General features: G+C 72.1%; 20 protein-coding genes. 7 read left to right on the top strand and 13 right to left on the bottom strand.

What is annotated here, in order from left to right; all coding sequences use genetic code 11:
* Positions 1 to 197, top strand: a 197-nt coding sequence (locus tag ABZ565_RS21960) for a hypothetical protein (RefSeq protein ID WP_361029296.1), incomplete at its 5' end; no start/stop codon positions are given.
* A gap of 68 nt (positions 198 to 265) precedes the next feature.
* On the opposite strand, the gene ABZ565_RS21955 is transcribed toward ABZ565_RS21960, so the two are convergent.
* The 3 genes from ABZ565_RS21955 to thyX all read right to left on the bottom strand — a co-directional run bounded on the left by ABZ565_RS21955 (position 266) and on the right by thyX (position 3,891).
* On the bottom strand, positions 266 to 1,951 hold the full coding sequence (locus ABZ565_RS21955; RefSeq protein WP_361029293.1) for a ribonuclease J: 1,686 nt from the start codon (positions 1,949 to 1,951) through the stop codon (positions 266 to 268).
* A gap of 149 nt (positions 1,952 to 2,100) precedes the next feature.
* On the bottom strand, positions 2,101 to 3,000 hold the full coding sequence (dapA, locus tag ABZ565_RS21950) for a 4-hydroxy-tetrahydrodipicolinate synthase (RefSeq protein ID WP_143625232.1): 900 nt from the start codon (positions 2,998 to 3,000) through the stop codon (positions 2,101 to 2,103).
* A 153-nt stretch (positions 3,001 to 3,153) separates the two neighbouring features.
* Positions 3,154 to 3,891, bottom strand: a complete 738-nt coding sequence (thyX, locus tag ABZ565_RS21945) for an FAD-dependent thymidylate synthase (RefSeq protein WP_361029289.1) — start codon at positions 3,889 to 3,891, stop codon at positions 3,154 to 3,156.
* Between the two features lie 196 nt (positions 3,892 to 4,087).
* On the opposite strand from thyX, the gene ABZ565_RS21940 reads away from it, so the two are divergent.
* A complete protein-coding gene (locus ABZ565_RS21940; protein ID WP_361029286.1) occupies positions 4,088 to 4,327 on the top strand; it encodes a hypothetical protein in 240 nt (79 codons plus the stop codon).
* Between the two features lie 93 nt (positions 4,328 to 4,420).
* On the top strand, positions 4,421 to 4,972 hold the full coding sequence (locus ABZ565_RS21935) for a hypothetical protein (RefSeq protein WP_361029283.1): 552 nt from the start codon (positions 4,421 to 4,423) through the stop codon (positions 4,970 to 4,972).
* A 69-nt stretch (positions 4,973 to 5,041) separates the two neighbouring features.
* Here ABZ565_RS21935 and ABZ565_RS21930 read toward each other — a convergent pair whose 3' ends face one another.
* The 6 genes from ABZ565_RS21930 to eccD all read right to left on the bottom strand — a co-directional run bounded on the left by ABZ565_RS21930 (position 5,042) and on the right by eccD (position 12,129).
* Complete coding sequence (locus ABZ565_RS21930) at positions 5,042 to 5,536, bottom strand: tetratricopeptide repeat protein (protein WP_361029280.1); 495 nt, start codon at positions 5,534 to 5,536, stop codon at positions 5,042 to 5,044.
* Positions 5,537 to 5,547: 11 nt separating this feature from the next.
* The gene (gene dapB / locus ABZ565_RS21925) at positions 5,548 to 6,300 is read right to left on the bottom strand and encodes a 4-hydroxy-tetrahydrodipicolinate reductase (protein WP_361029277.1); all 753 of its coding nucleotides are present in this window, start codon (positions 6,298 to 6,300) and stop codon (positions 5,548 to 5,550) included.
* Positions 6,301 to 6,358: 58 nt separating this feature from the next.
* Positions 6,359 to 7,738 carry a pitrilysin family protein gene (locus ABZ565_RS21920; protein ID WP_361029274.1) on the bottom strand — a complete coding sequence of 460 codons (1,380 nt, stop codon included), beginning with the start codon at positions 7,736 to 7,738 and terminating at the stop codon, positions 6,359 to 6,361.
* Positions 7,735 to 9,948 carry a polyribonucleotide nucleotidyltransferase gene (locus ABZ565_RS21915; protein ID WP_361029312.1) on the bottom strand — a complete coding sequence of 738 codons (2,214 nt, stop codon included), beginning with the start codon at positions 9,946 to 9,948 and terminating at the stop codon, positions 7,735 to 7,737. Before ABZ565_RS21915 ends, ABZ565_RS21920 begins: the two co-directional genes overlap by 4 nt.
* 270 nt (positions 9,949 to 10,218) lie before the next feature.
* A complete protein-coding gene (rpsO, locus tag ABZ565_RS21910; RefSeq protein WP_018551846.1) occupies positions 10,219 to 10,509 on the bottom strand; it encodes a 30S ribosomal protein S15 in 291 nt (96 codons plus the stop codon).
* Between the two features lie 177 nt (positions 10,510 to 10,686).
* Positions 10,687 to 12,129 (bottom strand): type VII secretion integral membrane protein EccD, encoded by a 1,443-nt coding sequence (eccD, locus tag ABZ565_RS21905; RefSeq protein WP_361029271.1) that lies wholly within the window; start codon positions 12,127 to 12,129, stop codon positions 10,687 to 10,689.
* Between the two features lie 252 nt (positions 12,130 to 12,381).
* Between eccD and eccCa the strand changes: the two genes are divergently transcribed.
* Together eccCa and ABZ565_RS21895 are read left to right on the top strand one after the other, a co-directional pair.
* Entirely contained in the window at positions 12,382 to 16,323 is a 3,942-nt protein-coding gene (eccCa, locus tag ABZ565_RS21900) for a type VII secretion protein EccCa (protein ID WP_361029268.1), read from the top strand.
* Between the two features lie 99 nt (positions 16,324 to 16,422).
* Positions 16,423 to 16,656, top strand: a complete 234-nt coding sequence (locus ABZ565_RS21895) for a DUF397 domain-containing protein (RefSeq protein ID WP_361029265.1) — start codon at positions 16,423 to 16,425, stop codon at positions 16,654 to 16,656.
* A gap of 91 nt (positions 16,657 to 16,747) precedes the next feature.
* Here the strand turns inward: ABZ565_RS21895 and ABZ565_RS21890 are convergent, their stop codons facing one another.
* The 4 genes from ABZ565_RS21890 to eccB form a co-directional block, all read right to left on the bottom strand.
* Positions 16,748 to 17,053 carry a WXG100 family type VII secretion target gene (locus tag ABZ565_RS21890; protein ID WP_361029263.1) on the bottom strand — a complete coding sequence of 102 codons (306 nt, stop codon included), beginning with the start codon at positions 17,051 to 17,053 and terminating at the stop codon, positions 16,748 to 16,750.
* A gap of 39 nt (positions 17,054 to 17,092) precedes the next feature.
* Positions 17,093 to 17,443 carry a hypothetical protein gene (locus ABZ565_RS21885; protein WP_361029260.1) on the bottom strand — a complete coding sequence of 117 codons (351 nt, stop codon included), beginning with the start codon at positions 17,441 to 17,443 and terminating at the stop codon, positions 17,093 to 17,095.
* Between the two features lie 118 nt (positions 17,444 to 17,561).
* Positions 17,562 to 18,734: a type VII secretion-associated serine protease mycosin gene (gene mycP, locus ABZ565_RS21880; protein WP_361029258.1), complete on the bottom strand. Its 1,173-nt coding sequence runs from the start codon at positions 18,732 to 18,734 to the stop codon at positions 17,562 to 17,564.
* 1 nt (position 18,735) lies between these two features.
* Entirely contained in the window at positions 18,736 to 20,274 is a 1,539-nt protein-coding gene (gene eccB, locus ABZ565_RS21875) for a type VII secretion protein EccB (protein WP_361029256.1), read from the bottom strand.
* A gap of 268 nt (positions 20,275 to 20,542) precedes the next feature.
* Between eccB and eccE the strand changes: the two genes are divergently transcribed.
* Entirely contained in the window at positions 20,543 to 21,712 is a 1,170-nt protein-coding gene (gene eccE, locus ABZ565_RS21870) for a type VII secretion protein EccE (RefSeq protein WP_361029253.1), read from the top strand.
* Entirely contained in the window at positions 21,712 to 22,434 is a 723-nt protein-coding gene (locus tag ABZ565_RS21865) for a hypothetical protein (RefSeq protein WP_361029250.1), read from the top strand. Before eccE ends, ABZ565_RS21865 begins: the two co-directional genes overlap by 1 nt.
* The last annotated feature ends 249 nt before the right edge of the window (positions 22,435 to 22,683 follow it).

Raw genomic sequence — 22,683 nt, 5'->3', positions numbered from 1 at the left:
ACTCTATCAGACTCTTTCGTGTCCGATTCCCGGTCGAAGCGGGTCAAGCGGTTTTCGCTTTCCAGTTCTTCGCTTTCGCGTTTCCCTTTCCGGCGGCTCCGACTTTATCAGAAGTTCTGAGTCGGAATTTCCACCCCGTCTCGAAAGCTTCGGGCGCACGGGTGCGCTCGCTGCTTCCCGGTGAGGTGGAGACGTAAACGTACTGGAGCGGGGCGCCCCGATGCAAATCGAGGGCCCCGCTCCGGAGTTCGCGCCTGTCGGAGGGTCAGACCTCGACGACGACGGGGAGGATCATCGGGCGCCGGCGGTAGGTGTCCGAGACCCACTTGCCCACCGTGCGGCGGATCAGCTGCTGGAGCTGGTGCGGCTCCATGACACCGTCCTGGGCCGACTTGTTGAGCGCTTCCTCGATCTTCGGAACGACCGCGGTGAACGCGGCGTCCTCGATGCCGGAGCCGCGAGCCTGGATGTGCGGGCCGCCCACGATCTTGCCCGAGGTGCTGTCGACCACCAGGAACACCGAGATGATGCCCTCGTCGCCGAGGATGCGGCGGTCCTTCAGCGAGGTCTCCGTGACGTCGCCGACGGAGAGGCCGTCGACGTACACGTAACCCGCCTGGACCTTGCCGACGATCTTCGCCTTGCCGTCGATGAGGTCCACGACCACGCCGTCCTCGGCGATGACGATGTGGTCCTTCGGCACGCCGGTCAGGGCGCCGAGCTCGGCGTTGGCCCGCAGGTGGCGCCATTCACCGTGGACCGGCATCAGGTTCTTCGGACGGCAGATGTTGTAGAAGTACAGCAGCTCGCCGGCCGAGGCGTGGCCCGAGACGTGGACCTTGGCGTTGCCCTTGTGGACGACGTTGGCGCCCCAGCGCGAGAGGCCGTTGATCACGCGGTAGACCGCGTTCTCATTCCCCGGGATCAGGGAAGAGGCCAGGATGACCGTGTCGCCCTGGACGATGCGGATCTGGTGATCGCGGTTGGCCATCCGGGAGAGAGCCGCCATCGGCTCGCCCTGCGAACCGGTGCAGACGAGTACGACCTCGTCGTCCGGCAGGTCGTCCAGGGTCTTGACGTCCACGACGAGCCCGGCGGGGACCTTCAGATAGCCCAGGTCACGGGCGATGCCCATGTTGCGGACCATCGAACGCCCGACGAAGGCGACCCGGCGGCCGTACTCGTGGGCCGTGTCCAGGATCTGCTGGATGCGGTGCACATGGCTGGCGAAGCTGGCCACGATGATGCGCTTCTGCGCATTGGCGAAGACGTTGCGCAGGACGTTCTGGATGTCCCGCTCGGGCGGTACGAAGCCCGGGACCTCCGCGTTCGTGGAGTCGGAGAGCAGAAGGTCGATGCCCTCCTCGCTCAGCCGCGCGAAGGCGTGCAGGTCGGTGAGGCGGCCGTCGAGCGGCAGCTGGTCCATCTTGAAGTCACCGGTGGCGACGGCCATGCCCGCCGGAGTCCGGATGGCGACCGCGAGGGCGTCCGGGATGGAGTGGTTGACCGCCACGAATTCGCAGTCGAAGACCCCGATGCGCTCGCGCTGCCCCTCCACCACCTCCAGGGTGTACGGACGGATGCGGTGCTCCTGGAGCTTGGCCTCGATCAGCGCGAGGGTCAGCTTGGAGCCGATGAGCGGGATGTCCGGCTTCAGGCGGAGGAGGTACGGGACGCCGCCGATGTGGTCCTCGTGGCCGTGCGTGAGGACGATGCCCTCGACGTCGTCCAGGCGGTCCCGGATGGTCGTGAAGTCCGGCAGGATCAGGTCGATCCCGGGCTGTTCCTCCTCGGGGAAGAGGACGCCGCAGTCGACGATGAGCAGACGGCCGCCGTACTCGAAGACCGTCATGTTGCGGCCGATCTCGCCGAGACCGCCGAGCGGGGTGACCCGGAGGGCGCCCTTCGCGAGCTTCGGCGGGGTGCCGAGTTCAGGATGCGGATGACTCAAAAGACTCTCCTTACCACGCGCGCCACGTACCGCTTGGGCACGTGGCGCGCATGTCATTCGTGCACTTGCTGTTGTCTTGGTTGGTGCTGTGGCGCGGGCTTCCCCACGTGTTCAGCTGTGTTTCGCGTATTCAGTTGTGAAGTCGGTTGTCAGAGCTCTACCCCGCCGGCGGCGAGATCGATCTTGAGCTGGGCCGTCTCCTGCGCGGTCAGCTCGACCAGGGGCAGTCGGAGCGGGCCTGCGGGGAGGCCCTGCAGCGTCAGCGCGGCCTTGGTGGTGATCACGCCCTGGGTGCGGAACATGCCGGTGAAGACCGGCAGCAGCTTCTGGTGGATCTCGGTGGCCTTCTGTACGTCTCCGCCGAGGTGCGCCTCGATGAGCGCCCGCAGGTCCGGAGTGACGACATGGCCGACGACGGAGACCACACCGACCGCGCCGACGGACAGCAGGGGGAGGTTCAGCATGTCGTCGCCGGAGTACCAGGCGAGGCCCGAGCGGGCGATGGCCCAGCTCGCGCGGCCCAGGTCGCCCTTGGCGTCCTTGTTGGCGACGATCCGGGGGTGCTCGGAGAGCCGTACGAGCGTCTCCGTGTCGATCGGCACACCGCTGCGGCCCGGGATGTCGTAGAGCATCACCGGCAGGCCGGTGGCGTCCGCGATGGCGGTGAAGTGCCGCAGCAGGCCCTCCTGCGGCGGCTTGTTGTAGTACGGGGTCACGGCGAGGAGGCCGTGGACGCCGCTGCGCTCGGCGGCGCGGGCGAGCTCGATGCTGTGCCGGGTGTCGTTGGTCCCGATGCCGGCGACGATATGTGCCCGGTCGCCCACCGCTTCGAGGACGGCCCTGACGAGCTGGTCTTTCTCCGCGTCGCTGGTGGTCGGGGACTCGCCGGTGGTGCCGTTGATGATCAGGCCGTCGTTGCCTGCGTCCACCAGGTGGGTGGCGAGCCGCTGCGCGCCCTCGATGTCGAGAGCGCCGTCCGCCGTGAACGGCGTGACCATAGCGGTGAGGACCCGCCCGAAGGGGGTCTGCGGAGTGGAGATCGGAGCCATGGGTAACACGCTACTCGCTGCTCGACGCACGGTGCCCCCTCGGGGGGACAAGCAAGAGGAGCCCGGCACTGCCTGCTCGGGGGTTCAAGCAGTGCCGGGTCCGTTTGATCAGCCTAGATGAACTTCTCGAAACGCCGCAATACGGACACCGCCCTATGGGGCGACACGTCCATTTTTGTTGAAGGCTGCATGGGTGAGCGGCATGAGCCGGGCCCAGTGGGCCTCCATCTGCTCGCCCACCATCTCGATCTCCCGCTGCGGGAACGAGGGCACCTTCGCCATCTCGTGCTGCGTACGCAGGCCGAGGAAGTGCATCAGGGAGCGCGCGTTGCACGTGGCGTACATCGTCGAGAACAGACCGACCGGGAGCACCGCGCGGGCCACCTCGCGGGCCACGCCCGCCGCCAGCATCTCCTGGTACGCCTCGTAGGCCTGCCGGTAGGAGTCCTCCATGGCCCGGCTGGTGACCGCGTGCTGCTCCGGTGTGCCCTCGACGAACTCGTACTTGCCGGGGCGGCCCTGCTGGATGAGCTTGCGGGACGTGTCGGGGACGTAGAAGACCGGCTGCAGCTCCCGGTAGCGGCCCGACTCCTCGTTGTACGACCAGCCGACGCGGTGCCGCATGAACTCGCGGAAGACGAAGATCGGGGCGCTGATGAAGAAGGTCATCGAGTTGTGCTCGAACGGGCTGCCGTGCCGGTCCCGCATCAGGTAGTTGATGAGGCCCTTCGAGCGCTCGGGGTCCTTGGTGATCTCCTCCAGGGACTGCTCACCGGCCGTGGACACGCGGGCGGCGAACAGCACGTCGGCGTCGCCCGCAGCGGACTTCACGAGGTCGACGGTGACGTCGCTGCGGAAATGGGCCTTCGTGGGCTCGGGGGTGTCGGTCACCGGCAGGGTCCTTCCAATGGCGTCGATCGGGCGGCGACAACTCTACGGGCTGGCGAGGGGCGTACTCGTCGGCGGCTCCGGGCCAGAAACTTTCATGATTTCGTCGGGCGAATCGACGATTCGGGGCACCGATCGGGGTAGTCGTGCGTCTGACTCGGTAGCACCACCCGAAAGAGACTCCAAGGAGAACCACCCCATGTTCCGCCGGCGTGAATCCGTCCCGTTCTCGTTCGTAGCCGAGTCCGAGCGGTTCCGCAGTAACGTCACACCGCCTCCCCGCCCCCGCAGTACGGTCTCCGAGCGGGCGGGACGCGTCCTGATCGGCCTCGTCGTCGTCGGCGGTATCGCCGGATCGCTGCTCCTCGGGCTGCCCGCGCTGGGACCCGAGCAGGCGCCGGCGCACACGCAGCAGACCGAGGCCGCGCACGGGCGCTGACCCGGACGGACCCCTGGGGTGGTCGGTCCGGGCATCTCCTCGGTAGCCTCACCGGGCACAGCAATCGAGCGTGCTTGTGAGTGAGGATCAGTCGTGCCCCTGCCCTTCCTGACGGCCGACCGCGCGTTTGACACGACCGCGGAGGACGTCGCGCTGCCGTTCGACGACCACGACAGCTGGCGGCGGCCCTACCGTCCCGGTCCGTGGCGGGTCGCCGCGGCGGCCGGTCTGCTGCTGCTCGCCTCGTTCATCCTGTTCGCGGGGATGATCATCGCGTTCGCCGGGGCGCTGCCCGGGGCGGGGGCGTGTTTCGCGCTCGCCCTCGCGATCATCCTGTGTGCCCTGCGGATGCTGCGCGTCGGTGCCTGGGTGAGCCGGCACGGTGTGCGCCGGGTGGGCTTCTTCCGTACGACGACCGTGCCGTGGAGCCGGGCCACTGCCGTACGCACGGTGCAGCAGCCGGTGAAGTGGCTCGGGTTCCCCCGTACCGTGCAGGGCCAGGCGCTGATCGTCGTCCGTAAGGGCGGGGACGCGGTGCCGCCCTTGCTCACGGACTCCAACGCGGATTTTCTTGCGCGGGGGGAGGCGTTCGATCGGGCGGCGGACACGATTGAGGCGTGGGGGGATGAGTATCGGCCGCGGTAGCGGTTGCGCGGCGCGGAGCCGTCCGGTGTTTGAGGTGTCCTCAAGCGCCGGACGGCTCTTCTTTTGTCCTCAAGCGCCGGACGGGCTGGGGTGGCCGCCCGACGGGCCGGGGTCTTCGCCGGACGGGCCGGAGCGGTGCAAGGCGATCGCTCGTTGCATGGCCTTGCGGGCTCGGGGGGTGTCTCGGGCGTCCTGGTAGGCGACTGCCAGGCGGAACCAGCAGCGCCAGTCGTCCGGGGTGTCCTCCGTCTCCTCGCGGCGGCGTTCGAACACCGCGTCGGCGGAGGCGCGGTCGATGCGGCCGCTGGGAGTGCGCAGCAGCTCGTCGACGGGGAGGCCGCCCTCCGCGTCCAGTTCGGCGGCCAGGGCGTTGGCCCTGCGGACGAACTGGGTGTTCTTCCACAGGAACCACACGCCGATCGCCGGCAGGACCAGCACGGCGATCCCGAAGGCCACCGTGATGAGGGTGCCGTGCTTGATGAGCAGGACGCCACGGCTGCCGACCAGGACGAAGTAGAAGACCAGGACGGCAGCGGTGACGACGTAAGTGATCTTTGCGCGCATGGCGGGGCCAGTCAGTTCAGGTCGAGGAAGTGTTCCAGGCCGAACGTGAGGCCGGGAGTGGTCACCACGCGGCGGGCGCCGAGCAGGATGCCGGGCATGAAGCTGCTGTGGTGCAGGGAGTCGTGCCGGATGGTGAGGGTCTCGCCCTCGCCGCCGAGCAGCACCTCCTGGTGGGCCAGGAGGCCGCGGAGGCGTACCGAGTGGACCGGGATGCCGTCGACGTCGGCGCCGCGCGCCCCGTCCAGCGCGGTGCTGGTGGCGTCCGGCTGCGGGGCGCGGTCCGCCTCGCGGCGGGCGGCGGCGATGAGCTGGGCGGTGCGGGCGGCGGTGCCCGAGGGGGCGTCGGCCTTGTTGGGGTGGTGGAGCTCGATGACTTCGACGGACTCGAAGTAGCGGGCGGCCTGCTGGGCGAACTTCATGGTGAGGACCGCGCCGATGGAGAAGTTCGGTGCGATGAGCACACCGGTCTCCGGCGAGGCGGAGAGCCAGGTGTTGAGCTGCGCGAGCCGTTCGTCGGTCCAGCCGGTGGTGCCGACCACCGCGTGGATGCCGTGGCCGACGCAGTACTGGAGGTTCTCCATCACCGAGGCCGGGGTGGTCAGCTCGACGGCCACCTGGGCGCCGGTCTCCGCGAGGGTCTCCAGCTTGTCGCCCCGGCCGAGTGCGGCCACCAGCTCCAGGTCGTCGGCGGCCTCGACGGCTCGTACCGCCTCGGAGCCGATGCGGCCCTTGGCACCGAGAACGGCCACGCGCAGCTTGCTCATTGCTCTGCTTCCTTACGGGGGGATCGCTTCCCTGCGGAAGGATCTGGGCACGGAGGTTTTAGGCGACCGCTTCGTGGAGACGGGCGGCCTGCTTGTCCTTGAGCGGTCCGATGACGGACAACGAGGGGCGGTGTCCGAGGAGCTCGCCGGCGACGGAGCGGATGTCGTCCGGTGTCACCTCGCTGATACGGGACAGCATCTCGTCCACCGACATCTGCTCGCCCCAGCACAGCTCGCTCTTGCCGATGCGGTTCATCAGCGCGCCGGTGTCCTCCAGGCCGAGGACGGTGGAGCCGGAGAGCTGGCCGATGGCGCGGCTGATCTCCTCGTCGCTCAGCCCGTCCGAGGCGACCCGGTCGAGCTCGTCGCGGCAGATCTTGAGGACGTCGTGCACCTGGCTCGGGCGGCAGCCCGCGTACACGCCGAACAGGCCGCAGTCCGCGAAGCCCGAGGTGTACGAGTAGACGCTGTAGGCGAGTCCGCGCTTCTCCCGTACCTCCTGGAAGAGGCGGGAGCTCATACCGCCGCCGAGGGCGGTGTTGAGGACGCCCAGGGCCCAGCGGCGTTCGTCGGTGCGGGCCAGGCCGGGCATGCCGAGGACCACGTGGGCCTGTTCGGTCTTGCGGCCCAGGACCTCGACCCGGCCGGCGGTGCGCAGGGTGCGGGAGCCCTCGCGTGGCGCGGTGGGGACCGCGTCCGTACGGGAGAGGGCGCCGGCCCTGTCGAAGGCCTTGCGGACCTGGCGTACGACGGTGGCGTGGTCGATGTTGCCCGCGGCGGCGACGACGAGGCGGGTCGGGTCGTAGTGCTTCTTGTAGAAGCGGGCGATCTGGCCGCTGTTCAGGGCGTTGATCGTGTCGACCGTGCCGAGGACGGGGCGGCCGAGCGGAGTGTCGCCGAGCATGGTGTGCGCGAACAGGTCGTGCACGCAGTCGCCCGGGTCGTCCTCCGTCATCGCGATCTCTTCGAGGATGACGCCGCGCTCGGCGTCGACGTCCTCGGAGGCGATCAGCGAGCCGGTCAGCATGTCGCAGACCACGTCGATGGCGAGCGGCAGGTCCGTGTCGAGGACCCGCGCGTAGTAGCAGGTGTACTCCTTCGCCGTGAAGGCGTTCATCTCGCCGCCCACCGCGTCGATGGCGGAGGAGATGTCGAGGGCGCTGCGCTTGGCGGTGCCCTTGAAGAGGAGGTGTTCGAGGTAGTGCGTCGCGCCGTTCAGGGCGGGCGTCTCGTCGCGCGAGCCGACGTTCGCCCAGATGCCGAAGGTGGCGGAGCGTACGGAGGGCAGGGTCTCGGTGACGACGCGGAGGCCGCCGGGGACGACCGTACGGCGGACCGTGCCGATGCCGTTGCTGCCCTTGAGAAGCGTTTGGGTACGGGCGACGGCCCGCCCCTCCGAGGAGGGGCGGGCCGTCGTCGCGGAACTACGGGACGTCACTTGTCGGCGTCGTCCTTCTTCTCGTCCTCTTCGCCCTCGATGACGGGGATGAGGGAGAGCTTGCCGCGGGAGTCGATCTCGGCGATCTCGACCTGGACCTTGGCGCCGACGCCGAGAACGTCCTCGACGTTCTCCACGCGCTTGCCGCCGGCCAGCTTGCGGATCTGCGAGATGTGCAGCAGGCCGTCCTTGCCCGGCATGAGCGAGACGAACGCACCGAAGGTGGTGGTCTTGACGACCGTACCCAGGTAGCGCTCGCCGACCTCCGGCATGGTCGGGTTGGCGATCGCGTTGATCGTGGCGCGGGCGGCCTCGGCCTGCGAGCCCTGCTGGGCACCGATGTAGATGGTGCCGTCGTCCTCGATCGTGATGTCGGCGCCGGTGTCCTCCTGGATCTGGTTGATCATCTTGCCCTTGGGGCCGATGACCTCACCGATCTTGTCCACCGGGATCTTGACGGTGATGATCCGCGGGGCGTTCGGGGACATCTCGTCCGGGACGTCGATGGCCTCGTTCATCACATCGAGGATGTGGAGGCGGGCGTCGCGGGCCTGCTTCAGCGCGGCGGCCAGGACCGAGGCGGGGATGCCGTCGAGCTTGGTGTCGAGCTGGAGCGCGGTGACGAACTGCTTCGTACCGGCGACCTTGAAGTCCATGTCGCCGAACGCGTCCTCGGCACCGAGGATGTCGGTGAGGGCGACGTAGTGGGTCTTGCCGTCGATCTCCTGGGAGATCAGGCCCATGGCGATGCCGGCGACGGCGGCCTTGAGGGGCACACCGGCGTTCAGCAGGGACATGGTGGAGGCGCAGACCGAACCCATGGACGTCGAACCGTTGGAGCCCAGGGCCTCGGAGACCTGGCGGATCGCGTAGGGGAACTCCTCGCGGGACGGGAGGACCGGCACGATCGCGCGCTCGGCGAGCGCGCCGTGGCCGATCTCACGGCGCTTGGGCGAGCCCACGCGGCCGGTCTCGCCGACGGAGTACGGCGGGAAGTTGTAGTTGTGCATGTAGCGCTTGCGGGTCACCGGGGAGAGGGTGTCCAGCTGCTGCTCCATGCGGAGCATGTTGAGGGTGGTGACGCCCAGGATCTGGGTCTCGCCACGCTCGAACAGGGCGGAGCCGTGCACGCGCGGGATGGCCTCGACCTCGGCGGCGAGCGTACGGATGTCCGTGACGCCGCGGCCGTCGATGCGGACCTTGTCCTTGATGACGCGCTCGCGGACCAGCTTCTTGGTCAGCGCGCGGTAGGCGCCGGAGATCTCCTTCTCGCGGCCCTCGAAGGCCGGGAGGAGCTTCTCGCCCGCGATCTCCTTGATGCGGTCGAGCTCCGCCTCGCGCTCCTGCTTGCCGGCGATGGTGAGCGCCTTGGCGAGCTCGGTGCTGACGGCCTTGGTGAGGGCCTCCAGGACGTCGTCCTGGTAGTCCAGGAAGACCGGGAACTCGCCGGTGGGCTTGGCGGCCTTGGCGGCGAGGTCCGACTGGGCCTTGCAGAGCGTCTTGATGAACGGCTTCGCGGCTTCCAGACCGGCGGCGACGACCTCCTCGGTCGGGGCCTCCGCGCCGTCCTGGACGAGCTGGATGGTCTTCTCGGTGGCCTCGGCCTCGACCATCATGATCGCGACGTCGCCGTCCTCCAGGACGCGACCGGCGACGACCATGTCGAAGACGGCGTCCTCGAGCTCGGTGTGCGTCGGGAAGGCGACCCACTGGCCCTTGATCAGGGCGACGCGGGTGGCGCCGATCGGGCCGGAGAAGGGCAGGCCCGCCAGGATCGTGGAAGCGGAGGCGGCGTTGATCGCGACCACGTCGTACAGGTGGTCGGGGTTGAGCGCCATGATCGTCTCGACGATCTGGATCTCGTTGCGCAGGCCCTTCTTGAAGGAGGGGCGCAGCGGCCGGTCGATCAGGCGGCAGGTGAGGATCGCGTCCTCGGAGGGGCGTCCCTCGCGGCGGAAGAAGGAACCGGGGATCTTGCCGGCGGCGTACTGCCGCTCCTCGACGTCCACCGTGAGGGGGAAGAAGTCGAGGTTGTCCTTGGGCCGCTTGGAAGCGGTGGTGGCCGACAGCACCATGGTGTCGTCGTCCAGGTACGCGACGGCGGAGCCGGCGGCCTGCTTGGCCAGGCGGCCCGTCTCGAAGCGGATGGTGCGGGTGCCGAAGGTGCCGTTGTCGATGACGGCCTCGGCGTAGTGGGTCTCGTTCTCCACTAGTGAATTCTCCATACTCGTCGTCTTTCGTCCGGGCGCCCGTGTGGCGCCGGACGGAGCGGAGAGGCGTGCCGTCTGTGCGGGGCCGGTCTTCGATCGAAGCTCCCGGGCGTTGTCCCGGGGGCCACTACCGAGGACCGGCGGCGGCCGTGCGGCGCCTCTCCTCGTCTGTTGTTGTACGTCCAGGTTACTGAGGTTGCCCCCGGTCCCGCACGTACGGCAAAGGGAGCGGCTCCCAGAGTGAGGGAACCGCTCCCTTGCGCAGCGGTCTTACTTGGCGCCGCCGGCCGCACCGCGGCGGATGCCGAGGCGGTCGACGAGCGCACGGAAGCGCTGGATGTCCTTCTTGGCCAGGTACTGCAGGAGGCGGCGACGCTGGCCGACCAGGATCAGCAGACCACGACGGGAGTGGTGGTCGTGCTTGTGCGTCTTGAGGTGCTCCGTCAGGTCCGAGATGCGGCGCGAAAGCATGGCGACCTGGACCTCGGGGGAACCGGTGTCGCCCTCCTTCTGCGCGAACTCGGTCATGATCTGCTTCTTCGTAGCGGCGTCGAGCGGCACGCGGTACTCCTCTTGGTGTTCGATGCGCCCACGAGTGCCCCTGGTCTGGTTCTCAGGGGAGCTTGGGTGACTCGGGAGCGAGGGTCCGATGAGCGCAGCTCCCAGAGCGAACCGGGAACGCGTACACAAACGGCCACAGCCAGACTACCAGCCGCCCGGACCGGGCCCCGCCGGTCGTCAGCCGGTGAGCGCCCTCGCGCGCGCGTAGAGGTCCAGGACGGCGAGGCAGAGGGGGACGAGGGAGAGCAGGAGCGCGCTCTCGGCGAGATCCAGGGATCTGCCCCAGAACGGGGAGAGGCCCTTGCGTGGGACCGTCGCCCCGGCGGCGGCGAGGAGTACGGCGCCCGCGACGAGCGCCGCGCACAGTCCGGTCGTACGGGGATACAGGGCCGGGTCGTCCCGCTGGGCGGTGAGGGCGAGGCCGGTGACCGGGGCGGCGAGCGCGCCGATGCCCGCCACCAGCAGGCAGGCGACCTGGGCGGTGTAGCGGAAGAGGCGGGCGCGGAGCAGCAGCGCGAGCCCGGCTGCGAGGGCGAGGAGCCGGGCCCAGGTGTTGCCGGAGACGCCGAGGACGGCGGCCGCCGAGCCGGCCAGGCCGGCGCAGCCCCCGGCCAGGCCGAGCAGCAGTTCGTGGCCGCGCCGGGCCCGGTCCGCGACGAGGCGGGTGTCGACGGGGGCGGCGGGCGGGGTGTCCTCCGGGTCCTCGTGCTCGTCGGGGAAAGGGGCGGCCGGCCGGGGCGCGGCGTACCCGATCGGGAGCCGGGCGAAACGGGCGGAGAGGCCGGGCAGGAACGCGATGAGGCCGAGGGCGGCGGGGACGCAGACGGCGGCCGTGGCGGTGGCGGACGCCTCGGTGAGGATGGCGGCGAACGCGGCCAGCGCTCCGGCGCCGGCGAGGAAGGCGGCGCCGGCGAAGGGAGCGTCGCCGCGTGGGGCGAGCGCGGTGAGGGCGGCCGAGACGACGAGGACGGCGGCGCAGCCGAGCAGGAATTGCAGCCGGCCCGCTCCCCCGCCCGGGTCCGGGGCGATGAGGCCGGATCCGGCGAGGAGGACGAGCGGTAGGGCGCCCAGGCCGAGGGCGGCGGCGGTGACGCGGTCCGCGTAGACCCGGGCGCGTACGGCGGCGACGGTGGCCGACAGGAGTCCGGCGACGCCCGCGACGCCTCCGGGCGGTCCGTGCAGGTCGTGGCGGACCGGGTCGGCCCGCCACAGGACGAGGGCCGCCAGGAGGAGGAGCAGCGCGCCCGCGGCCGGGGCCGCGGCGCGCAGCAGGTCGTCGCTCCACAGGTGGCGGTCGCGGCCGGTGGCCGAGGCGATGGCGTCGGCGACGTCGTCGAAGACGGGCGGGGGAAGGGAGGCGGCGAAGGGGCGCAGCGTGAGGATCTCGCCGTCGAGTACGCGTTGCGCGGCGAGGGTGCGGGCGCCGTCCAGGACCGTTCCGTCGAGCCGCACGAGGTGGTGGCCGGGGGGTGCGGTGGCGGCGCCGGCCGGACCGGTGAGGCGCAGGACCTCGGGCCAGAGGTCGGCGGCGGCGATGTCCTCGGGCAGGGCGACGTCGATGCGGCTGTCGGGCGTGACGACGGTGACGCGGCGGAAGCCGGTCGTTGCGGTCGGACTCACGTGTCGGGGGCCCCTGTTCGTCGCTGGTCGGCGGTGTCCGCACGATGGGCGGGCCACCCTATCGGGCGGATCGGGGCGAAGGCTGACAGTGCGTAGGATCACGGGCGCTTCGGGGCGGGGCCGGCGGGGGCGTGTCCGTCCTGTGCGCGGCACGCGTCGTCCTGCGGCCGGCAGGCGTCGGCGCCCGGCCGCCCCGCCTTTCCCGTCTCCGCCCCGTTCCATGCCCGCCCGCACCCAAGGATCGATGCACCGGTGAGTCAGATCGTCGTGAAGCGTCCACCCCGCTTGCTGCCGCCGGAAGTTCCCACGAAAGAGGTGTTGTTGGAGGCGCCTCCGGTGCTGCCGCGTGGGCAGCGCGAGGGGATGCTGATGCAGCTTCTTCCGGTGCTGGGCATGGCGTCGTCGGTGGTGTTCTTCTTCTCGCCGCAGGCGCCGCCGTTCATGCGGGTCATGGGTGTGCTGATGCTGGTGTCGACGCTGGCGATGGTGGTGGCCCAGGTGGTGCGGTACCGGCGCGGTACGCAGGGGCGGGCGGCGGACGTGCGGCGCGACTACCTCGCCCGGCTTGCGCGGGCCCGCCGTGCGGTGCGGCGGACGGCGCGGGCCCAGCGCGACGGGTTGCTGTTCACGCATCCCGCGCCCGATCAGCTGTGGGCGGTGGTCGCCGGCGCGAGCCGGGTGTGGGAGCGGCGGCCCGGCGACGCGGACTTCGGGGTGGTGCGGATCGGGCTCGGCAGGCAGCGGCTCGCGACGCCGTTGGCCGTGCCGGAGCCCGCTCCGGGTGAGCCGGAGCCGGTGTGCGCGGACGCGGTGCGGCGGTTCGTGGCGGTGCACGGCTCGCTGGACGGCCTGCCGTTGTGCGTTCCGCTGCGGGAGGCGTACCGGGTGCGGCTGAGGGGGTCGGCGGAGCCGGTCAGGGCGGCGGCGCGGGCGTTGGTGGCGCAGTTGGTGACGCTGCACTCGCCCAGGGAACTGGTGGTGGCGGTGGTGGCCGCGCGGGATGCGGCGGTGTGCTGGGAGTGGGTGAAGTGGCTGCCGCATGTCCAGGTGCAGGGTGAGGTGGACGGGGCCGGTGCGAAGAGGCTGTTCGCCCGGGAGCCGGGCGGCCTGGAACCGCTGCTCGGCCCTCTGCTGGAAGGGCGGGGGCGTTTCTCGCCGGAGGGGGCGCCGCTTCCGGACCGGCCGCATGTCGTCGTGGTGCTGGACGGGGCGGAGGTGGCTCCGGGTTCGGTGCTGGGTGCGGCGGGGGGCGTGGAGGGGGTGACGCTGGTCGAGGTGGCCCCGGGTGACGCGGAGGATCCGCGCGGTGCTCTGTGTGTGCGGGTGGGCCCCGGTGCGCTGGAGGCGGAGTGCGGGGTGGGTGTGCCGGACGGGCTGTCGCCGGCGGCGGCGGAGGCGCTGGCCCGGCGGCTCGCTCCGTTACGGGCCGGCGGGCGGGACGGGGACGAGCCGCTGCTGGCCGCGCTGGACTTCACGGATCTGCTGGACCTGGGTGACGCGGGTGCGGTCGATGTGGAGCGGACCTGGCGGCCCCGGCCGGTGGCGGAGCGGCTGCGGGTGCCCATCGGGGTGGGTGAGGACGGTGTCCCGGTGGTGCTCGACCTGAAGGAGTCGGCGCTCGACGGGATGGGGCCGCACGGATTGTGTGTGGGCGCGACCGGTTCGGGTAAGTCCGAGCTGCTGCGGACGCTGGTGCTCGGTCTTGCCGTCACCCATTCCTCCGAAACGCTGAACTTCGTGCTCGCCGACTTCAAGGGCGGGGCTACGTTCGCGGGGATGGCGGGGATGCCACATGTGGCCGCCGTCATCACGAATCTGGCCGACGACCTGTCACTGGTCGACCGGATGGGCGACGCGCTGCGCGGCGAGCTCCAGCGCCGTCAGGAACTGCTGCGGGCGGCGGGAAACTTCACCGGTATCCACGACTACGAGCGGGCACGGGCGGCGGGCGCCGCGCTGGAACCGCTGGCCACGCTGGTGCTCGTCATCGACGAGTTCTCCGAGCTCCTGACCGCCAAGCCCGATTTCATCGACACGTTCATCCGGATCGGGCGCATCGGCCGTTCGCTGGGTGTGCACCTGCTGCTGGCGTCCCAGCGCCTTGAGGAGGGCAGGCTGCGGGGCCTGGAGACCTATCTCTCGTACCGGATCGGGCTGCGGACGTTCTCGGCGGAGGAGTCGCGGGCCGCTCTGGGGGTGCCGGATGCGTACGACCTGCCGCCGGTGCCCGGTTCGGGGTTCCTGAAGACCGGTACGCGGGAACTGACCCGCTTCAAGGCGGCGTACGTCTCGGGGGCGTACCGGCCGGGCGGGCCTGGGCCGGCCGCCGGGGAAGGGCCGGGCGGTCTGGCGGCGGCGCTGTTCAGCGCGCTGCCGGTACCGGTGCCTGGGTCTGCGGCGGGGGTGCCCGTCGCCCCGGCTGTTTCCCCTGCGCGCGGGGACGAGGCGGTCGCGGATTCCGTGCTCGACGTGGTGGTGCGGCGGCTGGCGGGGCAGGGGGTGCCCGCCCATCAGGTGTGGCTGCCCCCGCTGGACCGGGCGCCGGGTCTGGACGCGCTGCTGCCGGACCTCGGTACGGACCCGGAGCGCGGGTTCACCGTGGCGGGGGATGGTGAACGCGGTGCGCTGACCGTTCCGCTCGGACTTGTGGACAAGCCGTTCGAGCAGCGGCGCGAGGTGCTGTTCCAGGATTTCTCCGGGTCGGCGGGGCACATGCTGGTGGTCGGCGGGCCGCAGTCCGGCAAGTCCACGGTGCTGCGCACGCTGGTCGTGTCCTTCGCGCTCACCCACACACCCCGGGAAGTCCAGTTCTACGGTCTCGACTTCGGCGGTGGCGCGCTCGCGTCGCTGGCGGGCCTGCCGCACGTGGGCTCGGTCGCCTCGCGGCTGGACCCCGAGCGGGTGCGGCGTACGGTCGCGGAGGTGGCCGGGGTGCTGCGGGCCCGTGAGGAGGTGTTCCGGGCGTGGGGCATCGGTTCCATGGCCGCGTACCGGCGCGAGCGGGCCCGGGGCGGTCTGCCCGGTGAGGCGTGGGGCGACGTCTTCCTCGTCGTGGACGGCTGGGGTGGTTTCCGCACGGAGTACGAGGAGCTGGAGCCCGTCGTCACCGACATCGCGGCCCGGGGGCTCGGTTACGGGGTGCATGTGGTGCTCACCGCCGCCCGTTACCTGGAGGTGCGGGCCGCGCTGAAGGACCAGTTGACCGCGCGGCTCGAACTGCGGCTCGGTGATGTGTCGGACTCCGAGTTCGACCGGCGGGTCGCCGCGCAGGTGCCCGCCGGTGTGCCGGGCCGGGGTCAGGTGGCGGAGGGGCTGCACTTCCTGGCCGCGTCGCCGTGCCTCGGTCCGGTGGAGGAAGCGGCCGGTCTCCCGGACCGTACGGCGGCGCTGGCCGAGCGGATCCGGGCGGACTGGGCGGGTCCGCCGGCCCCGCCCGTACGGCTGCTGCCCGCCGTGCTCCCCGCGGAGCGGCTGCCCAAGGGGGACGAATTCCCGGAGCGGGGTGTCGCCATCGGTATCGCGGAGGCCGATCTGGAGCCGGTGTTCGTGGACTTCGACGCCGATCCCTTCCTTCTGGTGTTCGGGGAGGGCGAATCGGGGAAGACGGCTCTGCTCCGGCTGCTCGCCCGGCAGATCGCCCACCGCTACTCCCCCGACGAGGCGAAGCTCGTCGTCGGGGACTACCGGCGGGGGCTGCTGGGTGCCCTGCCGGAGAGCCATCTGCTGGAGTACGCGCCGACGCCGGACGCGCTCGCGACGCACATGGAGGCGCTGGCCGGTGTGTTCGCGCGCCGCCGGCCGCCGGCCGATGTCACGCCCCGGCAGTTGCGGGAGCGCAGTTGGTGGACGGGGCCACGGATCTTCGTCGTCGTGGACGACTACGACCTGGTCGCGGCGGGTACGGGCAGCCCGCTCGCCGCCCTTGCGGACTGTCTGCCGTTCGCGCGTGACACCGGGGTGCGCTTCGTCGTCGCACGCAACTGCGCCGGCGCGTCCCGTGCGATGTACGAGCCGTTCCTGCAACGGATCAAGGAGCTGGGCGCGCAGGGGATCGTGCTGTCGGGCGATCCCGGCGAGGGTGATCTGGTCGGCTCGGTGCGTGCCCGCCCGATGCCGCCGGGGCGTGCGTGCATGGCGACCCGGCGCGGTGGGAAGAGCCTCGTGCAGACCGGCTGGCTGCCGGAACGGCGCTGAGCGTCGGGGCGGTCGCGGGGGTTCGGCGGAGCCGGTCCCCGGCCGCCGTGTTGCCTGTACGGTGCCGTGCAGAGCCAGGTACGGAAAGGAGCCCTCACGATGGGCACGCAGGCGGAGAAGGACGAGCTGTACGCACTCGACATCTCGGGGGTGGAATGGCTGTGTGCTCCCGGGACGGAGCAGGAGGAGGAGCGCGTAGAGATCGCGCACCTTCCCGGCGGCGCGGTGGCCATGCGGTCCTCTCTGGACCCGGACACGGTGCTCAGGTACACGGAGGCCGAGTGGCGCGCGTTCGTTCTCGGCGCCAGGGACGGCGAGTTCGACCTTCCGTAGTCGTCGCAGGGCAGGCGTGGGGGCACGTTCGGGTGAACGTGCCCCTTCGTGCGTCCGGGCCCGGGGGGCCGGCCGGTCGGCCTCGCGCCGGTCAGTAGGCCTCGGTGAACAGGCGTGAGGACCGGAGGTCCGTGGCCCGGTAGTGGTCCTTGCCGGTCTCGATGAGCCTCGCGACCTCGTCGAGCCGGGCCCTCATGTGGTCGGCCTTGTTCCGGTACTTGTGCTGGAGGGCCACGTACTCGGCGTGCGCCTGGCCGTCCCAGGTGTCGGTGACGACCTTGAGCGCGCCGTCCATCTCCTCCAGGTCCCGGCAGATGTTCCGCGAGACCGCGCGGATGCGGTTGGCGACCTCCTGGACGCTCTCGTACCTGACCTTGGTGTGCGGGTCGTGCCCCATCGGGTTTCCTCTGGTCGTGTCGGGGGAAGGGCGCCGGGTTCAGACGCCGTTCAGGGCGGAGGTGCCGCCCGTGGAAGCCGGTTCCCGCACCGCCTTGAAGGCCGCGCGGACCTCCTCGTCGTTCGCGTTGCTGAGGTTCCTGGTGCCGTCGACGGCGTTGAGCAGTACGCCGAGAAGGCGCCGGATCTCGTCGTGGTCCTCGTTGACCACGAGCTGCGCGGAGGTGAACCCCGAGGCGCCCGCGCCGGTCCAGCCGGCCCCCACCGTCGCGAGGACGTCGGCCAGCTCCCGGGCCTGCCGGGACACCGCCTCGGCCGTGTGGACGATCTTGTTCCTGGCCTGGACGACCGGGTCGTCGGCAAGCGCGAATCCACCCGTGGGGCTGGTCATACGAGGTCCTCTCTCTGGGCCGTTCAGGCGGCTCAGGCTAGCCAGTCCGACGTCCGTTCCCGGCCGCGGCGAAGGCACCTCGCGGGTGTGCGAGGACGGCTTCCGGGGGTCCGCGGGCTCATTTCGTACGGCGCCGGCCCAGCTCCCGCGCGACGGCCGCCCCGCCCGCCACCGCGCCGGTCAGCAGGGCTGTGAGGGCCATGGCCCAGGCGGCATAGCGGCGGTCGCGCCGCTGCGGGGTGTCCGCCGCCGGCAGCGGCGCGGGGTCGGGTGCTCGGGCGCCCGAGGGCGGCTCGTCGGGGTGCGGGGCGTCCTGCGGTGGGTCGTCGCCGGAGAGCGCGCGGACCGGGTCGACTACACCCCATCCGACGAAGTCGTCACGGCCGTTGACGGAGCGTTCCGCGGTCTGTTCGATACGGGCGGCGATCTGCGCGGCCGTCCAGTGCGGGTACTTGGCGCGCAGCAGTGCGGCGACCGCGCTCACGTAGGGCGCGGCGAAGCTGGTTCCGCTGTCCGCGCAGTGGCCGCGGCCGGGGGCGGTGGAGACGATGTCGACGCCCGGCGCGGCGATGTCCACGAAGCTTCCCGGCCGGGAGAAGGGGGCGCGTTCGTTGTCGCGGTCGGACGCGGCGACGGCGAGGACCCCGCCGAACGCTGCCGGGTAGGTGGGCGTACGGGTGCCGTCGGCGCCGTTGTTGCCGGCGGAGGCGACGACCACGACGTCCCGGCGGACGGCCTCGGCCACCGCGCGGCCCAGGGCGGAGCCGGGGGTCTGCGGGCGGGCGGTCTCCTGCGAGATGTTGATGACCTGGGCGCCCCGGGCGACGGCGTGGCGGATCGCGGCGGCCAGCGACGCGTCCGTGCCGTGGCCGCGCGCGTCGTTCTGGCGGACCGGGATGACGGTCGCTCCGGGGGCGAGCCCGACGAAGCCGGTCCCTTCGCGGGGGCGGGCCGCGATGATGCCGGCGACGCGGGTGCCGTGGCCCACCGCGTCACCGGTGCCGTCGCCGCCGGGTCGCAGCATGTCGGCGCCGGGGGTGACCGCGCCCGCGAGCTGGGGGTGGGTGTCGTCCACCCCGGTGTCGATGACGGCGACGCGGACGCCCTCGCCCCGGGTGTCGTGCCAGAGCTCGTCCAGGAGCACGCGCTGCAACGACCAGGGGCGGCCCTCGAACCGCTGGTGCGCCGGGAGGACGCACGCGCCGCCGTCCGGGCCGGTGGCCGCGTGCGCGGGCTGGGCCGCGGCGAGGGCGGCCAGCGCGGCGAGGGCCGCCGCCGTCCGGATCGTCATCTCAGGAGCCCTGCGGGCGGCGGGCGCTGGTGGTGTCGAGCCGTGGGCCGCGGGGAAGGAACTCCGACCACTCGGCCGGTACGAGGGCGGGCCTCACGTCCTCGTAGCCGAGCCGGGTCTGCGCCTCGTTGGCCGGCCCCGGACCGTGCGGGGCGCCGCCCGGGGGTGTGCCGGTGGGAAGCGCGGAGTGCCCGGGGTCGCCGTCGCCGTTCCCCTGAACCGCGTACCGCAACCCCGTGTCCGTCACCAGGAAGAGTGATCCGTCGGGCCTGGTCTGGCGGCCCCGGACCTGGGTGTAGAGGAGCCCGCTGCCGGGCGTGACGTAGGTGCTGGTGCCGCCCGCGCCGACGGCCGCGGGATAGGTGGTGCCGGCCCAAGTGCTCAGGGTGGTGCGGCCCTTGCCGTCCGTCGCGCGCAGTACGGAGCAGACGGTGCTCCGGTGCCCGGTGTCGACGCGGACGGCCTTGCGGGCGGGCCAGTGCGCGGCCTGGCCGGCGAAGGGGGCCGGGTCGGGCACGAAGTCCTGGAGCCCCGCCGGGTAGGCGGTGCCGGCCTGGTCGAGTGCGGCGGTCTGCGGGGAGTTGACGATCAGCCAGGCGGTGAACTCGGAGACCGCCCGGACCCGGCCGTCGAGCACCACGTAATACGCGGTGCCCGCGCCGGTCCTGGTCCGCAGCACCGCGCCGACACGGTCCTCATGGGCGGACAGGTGGCCCCCGACGCCGGCGGGGGCGCCGATCTCGCCCGGGACGACGGGGAAGGCGACGGGGCTGCCGGTGTGCAGGGTGGCGAGCCAGTCGCCGGTGACGGGTCGCGGCCGGGCACGGCCCACCAGGGCGTCGGTGAGGTGTCCGAGGTCGCCGGGCCGCTCGTCCACGCGGTATTTGGTGCCCCGGGCGTCCACGAGGTACCGGGTGCCGTGCGGGTCCTGTACGTAGAGGACCTGGCCACCGGTGAGCCGGTTCGGGCCCTCCGTCAGCCGGTGGTCGCGGGCGGCGAGGACGAACCCCGCCTTCCGTGCACCGGCGCCTCCACCTCCCGGCCGTACGCAGACGGCCCACCGCTTGGCGGTGCCCGCGTCCTGCTTGCCGGGAAGCCGGTCGGGGGCGTACGGGATGCCGATGACCGGTCCGCGTGGGGGCCCGCCCGCGTCGAGGATGTCGTCGGCGACCTGCACGACGCCGTAGTCGCCGGGGTCGAGCAGCAGCCGGGCGGACGCGAGGTTCAGGACGGGGTGCAGCCGGGTACGGCGATGGACGCCCCGGCCGGTGGTGAGCACGACGTAGCGGGTGGTCGACGTCCTGCCGACGACGACCTTGGCTCCGGGGCGGTCCCAGCCCTTGGGCGCGACCGGACGGAACATGCCGTACGCGCCGAAGCCGGCGAGGAGCAGGGCGCCGGTGAGGACACCCGGGAGGACGGCGCGCAGCGGGCGCGGGGCGCCCTCGTCGGAGCCGTCCGGTGAGGGCTGAAGGAAGGCGGCCAGGGCTCTTCTCTTCGCAAATGTGTACGCGTTCAGCTCATCCCGTCGGGTCACCATGGCCCGGCCCGCCTTCCCTCTCCACCTACGCCGCATACCTGCGGACGCCCGCCGCTTGCACGCCGGCAGGGCTTCCTGCTGTCGGCGACCACTATGCCGCCCGGACCTGGGTGTTGGCCGAGGAGCGGTACGCTGTGCGCCTCCACCGGAGGGTTCGGCGGGAGGGGTGCGGCGCGGGCCGGAACGGCATGAACGGGGGCAGGGCGCAATGGCGAACAGGGGTGGCGCACGGCTGAACCGGAGGGCCGGGCCGATCGGCACTTTTCGATTGCAACAGCTGGTTCTGTTCGAAGTCGCGGTTGCGGTCCTGCTGTGCGCCTGGGTCGTCGGACCCGCGCTCCTGGGGCCTGCGGGGATGACGGCCGCGCTGCTCGTGGTCCTCGCCGTCGTGCGCAGACGCCGCCGTTCCCTCCCGGCCTGGCTGGGCACGGTCGTCGCGTTCCGGGCGCGGAACCGGGGGGCCGCCTCGCGGATGCCGGCGGCCGGCCCGGCCGACGGATCCCCGGTGGCCCCGCTGAGCGAGTGCGTACCGGCCCTGCGCACCTGTTCCTTCACGCATCGGGACCGGCGGCCGGTGGGCATGGTCGGCGACGGTACGCACCTGACCGTGGTGGTACGGGTGGACGCGGAGGACACGGTGCTGCGGGCGGACCGGGCCGTGCGGCCGCTGCCGCCGGGGCTCGTCCGGGAGGTGATGGACGTCGACGGCATCCGCCTGGAGTCGGCGCGGATCGTGCAGCACACCCGGCCCGCCCCGGCCCCGCATCTCCCCGGCGACGCGATCGCCGCGCTGAACTACGCACCCCTCCAGGCCCGTACCGGGTCACCGGCGGTGCGGCTCACCTGGGTCACCCTGACGCTCGACCCCGAGCTCTGCCCGGAGGCCGTACGCATGCGCGGCGGCGGCCGGACCGGGGCGCAGCGGTGCCTGTTGCGGGCGGCCGACCAGCTGACCGGCCGGCTGACCGGGGCGGGGTTCGGCGCGACGGTGCTCACGGAGCAGGAGCTCGGGGCCGCCCTCGCCGCCTCTGCCTGCGCGGACGCCACGACGGTCCCCCGTGCCGACGGCTCCGCGCGGCCCGTCCGCCGCACCCGGGAGACCTCGCGGACGTGGACCTGCGACGGACGCCGGCACACCGCGTACTGGGTGCGCCGTTGGCCGCGCTCCGGCGACGCGCCGATGCCCCGGCTGGTCGCGTTGCTCACCTCGGTGCCGGCGCTGGCCACGACGTTCAGCCTGACGCTGGCGCGGGGCGACCGGCAGGAGGTCGCCGCGGCGGGGTACCTGCGGATCAGCGCGCGCACCAGTGAGGAACTCCGCTCCGCCCGGCGCGAGTTGGAGCGGGTGGCGCGCGGGGGGCGGGTCTCGCTCGTGCGGCTGGACCGCGAGCAGCTGCCCGGGGTGCTCGCCACGCTCCCGCTGGGCGGGGCCGGCTGATGGCGGTGGCACCCGGGCGAAGGCGGGGGAGGCTGGGGTTCGGGCCAGTGGGTCCGCGCCGGCGGCGGTACACCATCGGGCCCGAGCAACTGGCTTCGCTGGACATGCCGGTGGGCGACGACGGGGTGGTGATCGGCGTGGACGAGGAGGGCTTCCCCGCCGTACTCGGCCTCAACCGCCCCTCCCCGTACGACATCACGCTCGTCGGCGGGCTGTGGACGGCGCAGGTGCTCGCGTTGCGGGCCGCGGCGACGGGTGCGCGGATCGCGGTGGAGACGGGGCGGGCGCACGCCTGGGCGAGCCTGGCCCGGGCCGCCGGTGGCAGCGGGTGCATCGCACTGCACGAGGTCGGCCGGGTGCCGCCGCTGGGCCCCTCGGCGGCCTCGCCGGTCGTCGTCGTACGGGACCGCGGCATGCGTCCGCCGCCGGGGCGGGCCGTGTCCGGGCCGTGGCAGTCGGTACTGACCCTGTTGCCGTATCTGGGGCCGGCCGCATCCGCGTCTGTGGAGAAGGCGTCATTGGTGGGCGTACAGCGGGTGTCACCCGACGAGGCGGAGGAGGCCGGGCGCCTCCTGCGGCTGCCGGCCGGTGCGGTCCGGGCGCTGCCCACCCTGGCGGACGGGGCCACCCTCTGGTGCACGCGGCGGGGGAGCCGGCTGGTGACGACCCGGGCGACCGACGCGGAGACGGGACTCCTGGGCGCCGCGCGCCGGGTGGACTGACGCGCGTGCGCCCGGGGGCCACACGGGGCGCATCTCAGGGGGAAGGCCGACGCGATTCTTGGTGCAGTTGTGCACGTTTGACCGCTTTGGGTTTCACTCCCCGTCGCACTCGGTCCACTTGGGTGCACTACGTGACGTACGGGACAGCGTTCGCGGCGCCGTACGGCCTGCCGTGGCGGGGCCCATGGCGATTAGGCTGGGTCCGGACGCGGCGGAGAACCTGTGGGCAGGCCATGTGCGTCCCAGGGG

Origin of the sequence: Streptomyces sp. NPDC016469 (assembly GCF_040632905.1) — a bacterium.
Classification (GTDB): Bacteria; Actinomycetota; Actinomycetes; order Streptomycetales; family Streptomycetaceae; genus Streptomyces.
Note: the sequence above shows the minus strand (reverse complement) of the source record. Positions and strands in the feature narration are given on the sequence as shown.

What these genes read in the sequence shown, in the direction of transcription:
- dapB (WP_361029277.1), bottom strand. Translation starts at nt 6,300, where the DNA reads ATGAGCAAGCTGCGCGTGGCCGTTCTCGGTGCCAAGGGCCGCATCGGC.
- ABZ565_RS21885 (WP_361029260.1), bottom strand. Translation starts at nt 17,443, where the DNA reads ATGACCAGCCCCACGGGTGGATTCGCGCTTGCCGACGACCCGGTCGTC.
- ABZ565_RS21940 (WP_361029286.1), top strand. Translation starts at nt 4,088, where the DNA reads ATGTTCCGCCGGCGTGAATCCGTCCCGTTCTCGTTCGTAGCCGAGTCC.
- ABZ565_RS21865 (WP_361029250.1), top strand. Translation starts at nt 21,712, where the DNA reads ATGGCGGTGGCACCCGGGCGAAGGCGGGGGAGGCTGGGGTTCGGGCCA.
- eccB (WP_361029256.1), bottom strand. Translation starts at nt 20,274, where the DNA reads ATGGTGACCCGACGGGATGAGCTGAACGCGTACACATTTGCGAAGAGA.
- dapA (WP_143625232.1), bottom strand. Translation starts at nt 3,000, where the DNA reads ATGGCTCCGATCTCCACTCCGCAGACCCCCTTCGGGCGGGTCCTCACC.
- ABZ565_RS21895 (WP_361029265.1), top strand. Translation starts at nt 16,423, where the DNA reads ATGGGCACGCAGGCGGAGAAGGACGAGCTGTACGCACTCGACATCTCG.
- mycP (WP_361029258.1), bottom strand. Translation starts at nt 18,734, where the DNA reads ATGACGATCCGGACGGCGGCGGCCCTCGCCGCGCTGGCCGCCCTCGCC.
- ABZ565_RS21930 (WP_361029280.1), bottom strand. Translation starts at nt 5,536, where the DNA reads ATGCGCGCAAAGATCACTTACGTCGTCACCGCTGCCGTCCTGGTCTTC.
- ABZ565_RS21890 (WP_361029263.1), bottom strand. Translation starts at nt 17,053, where the DNA reads ATGGGGCACGACCCGCACACCAAGGTCAGGTACGAGAGCGTCCAGGAG.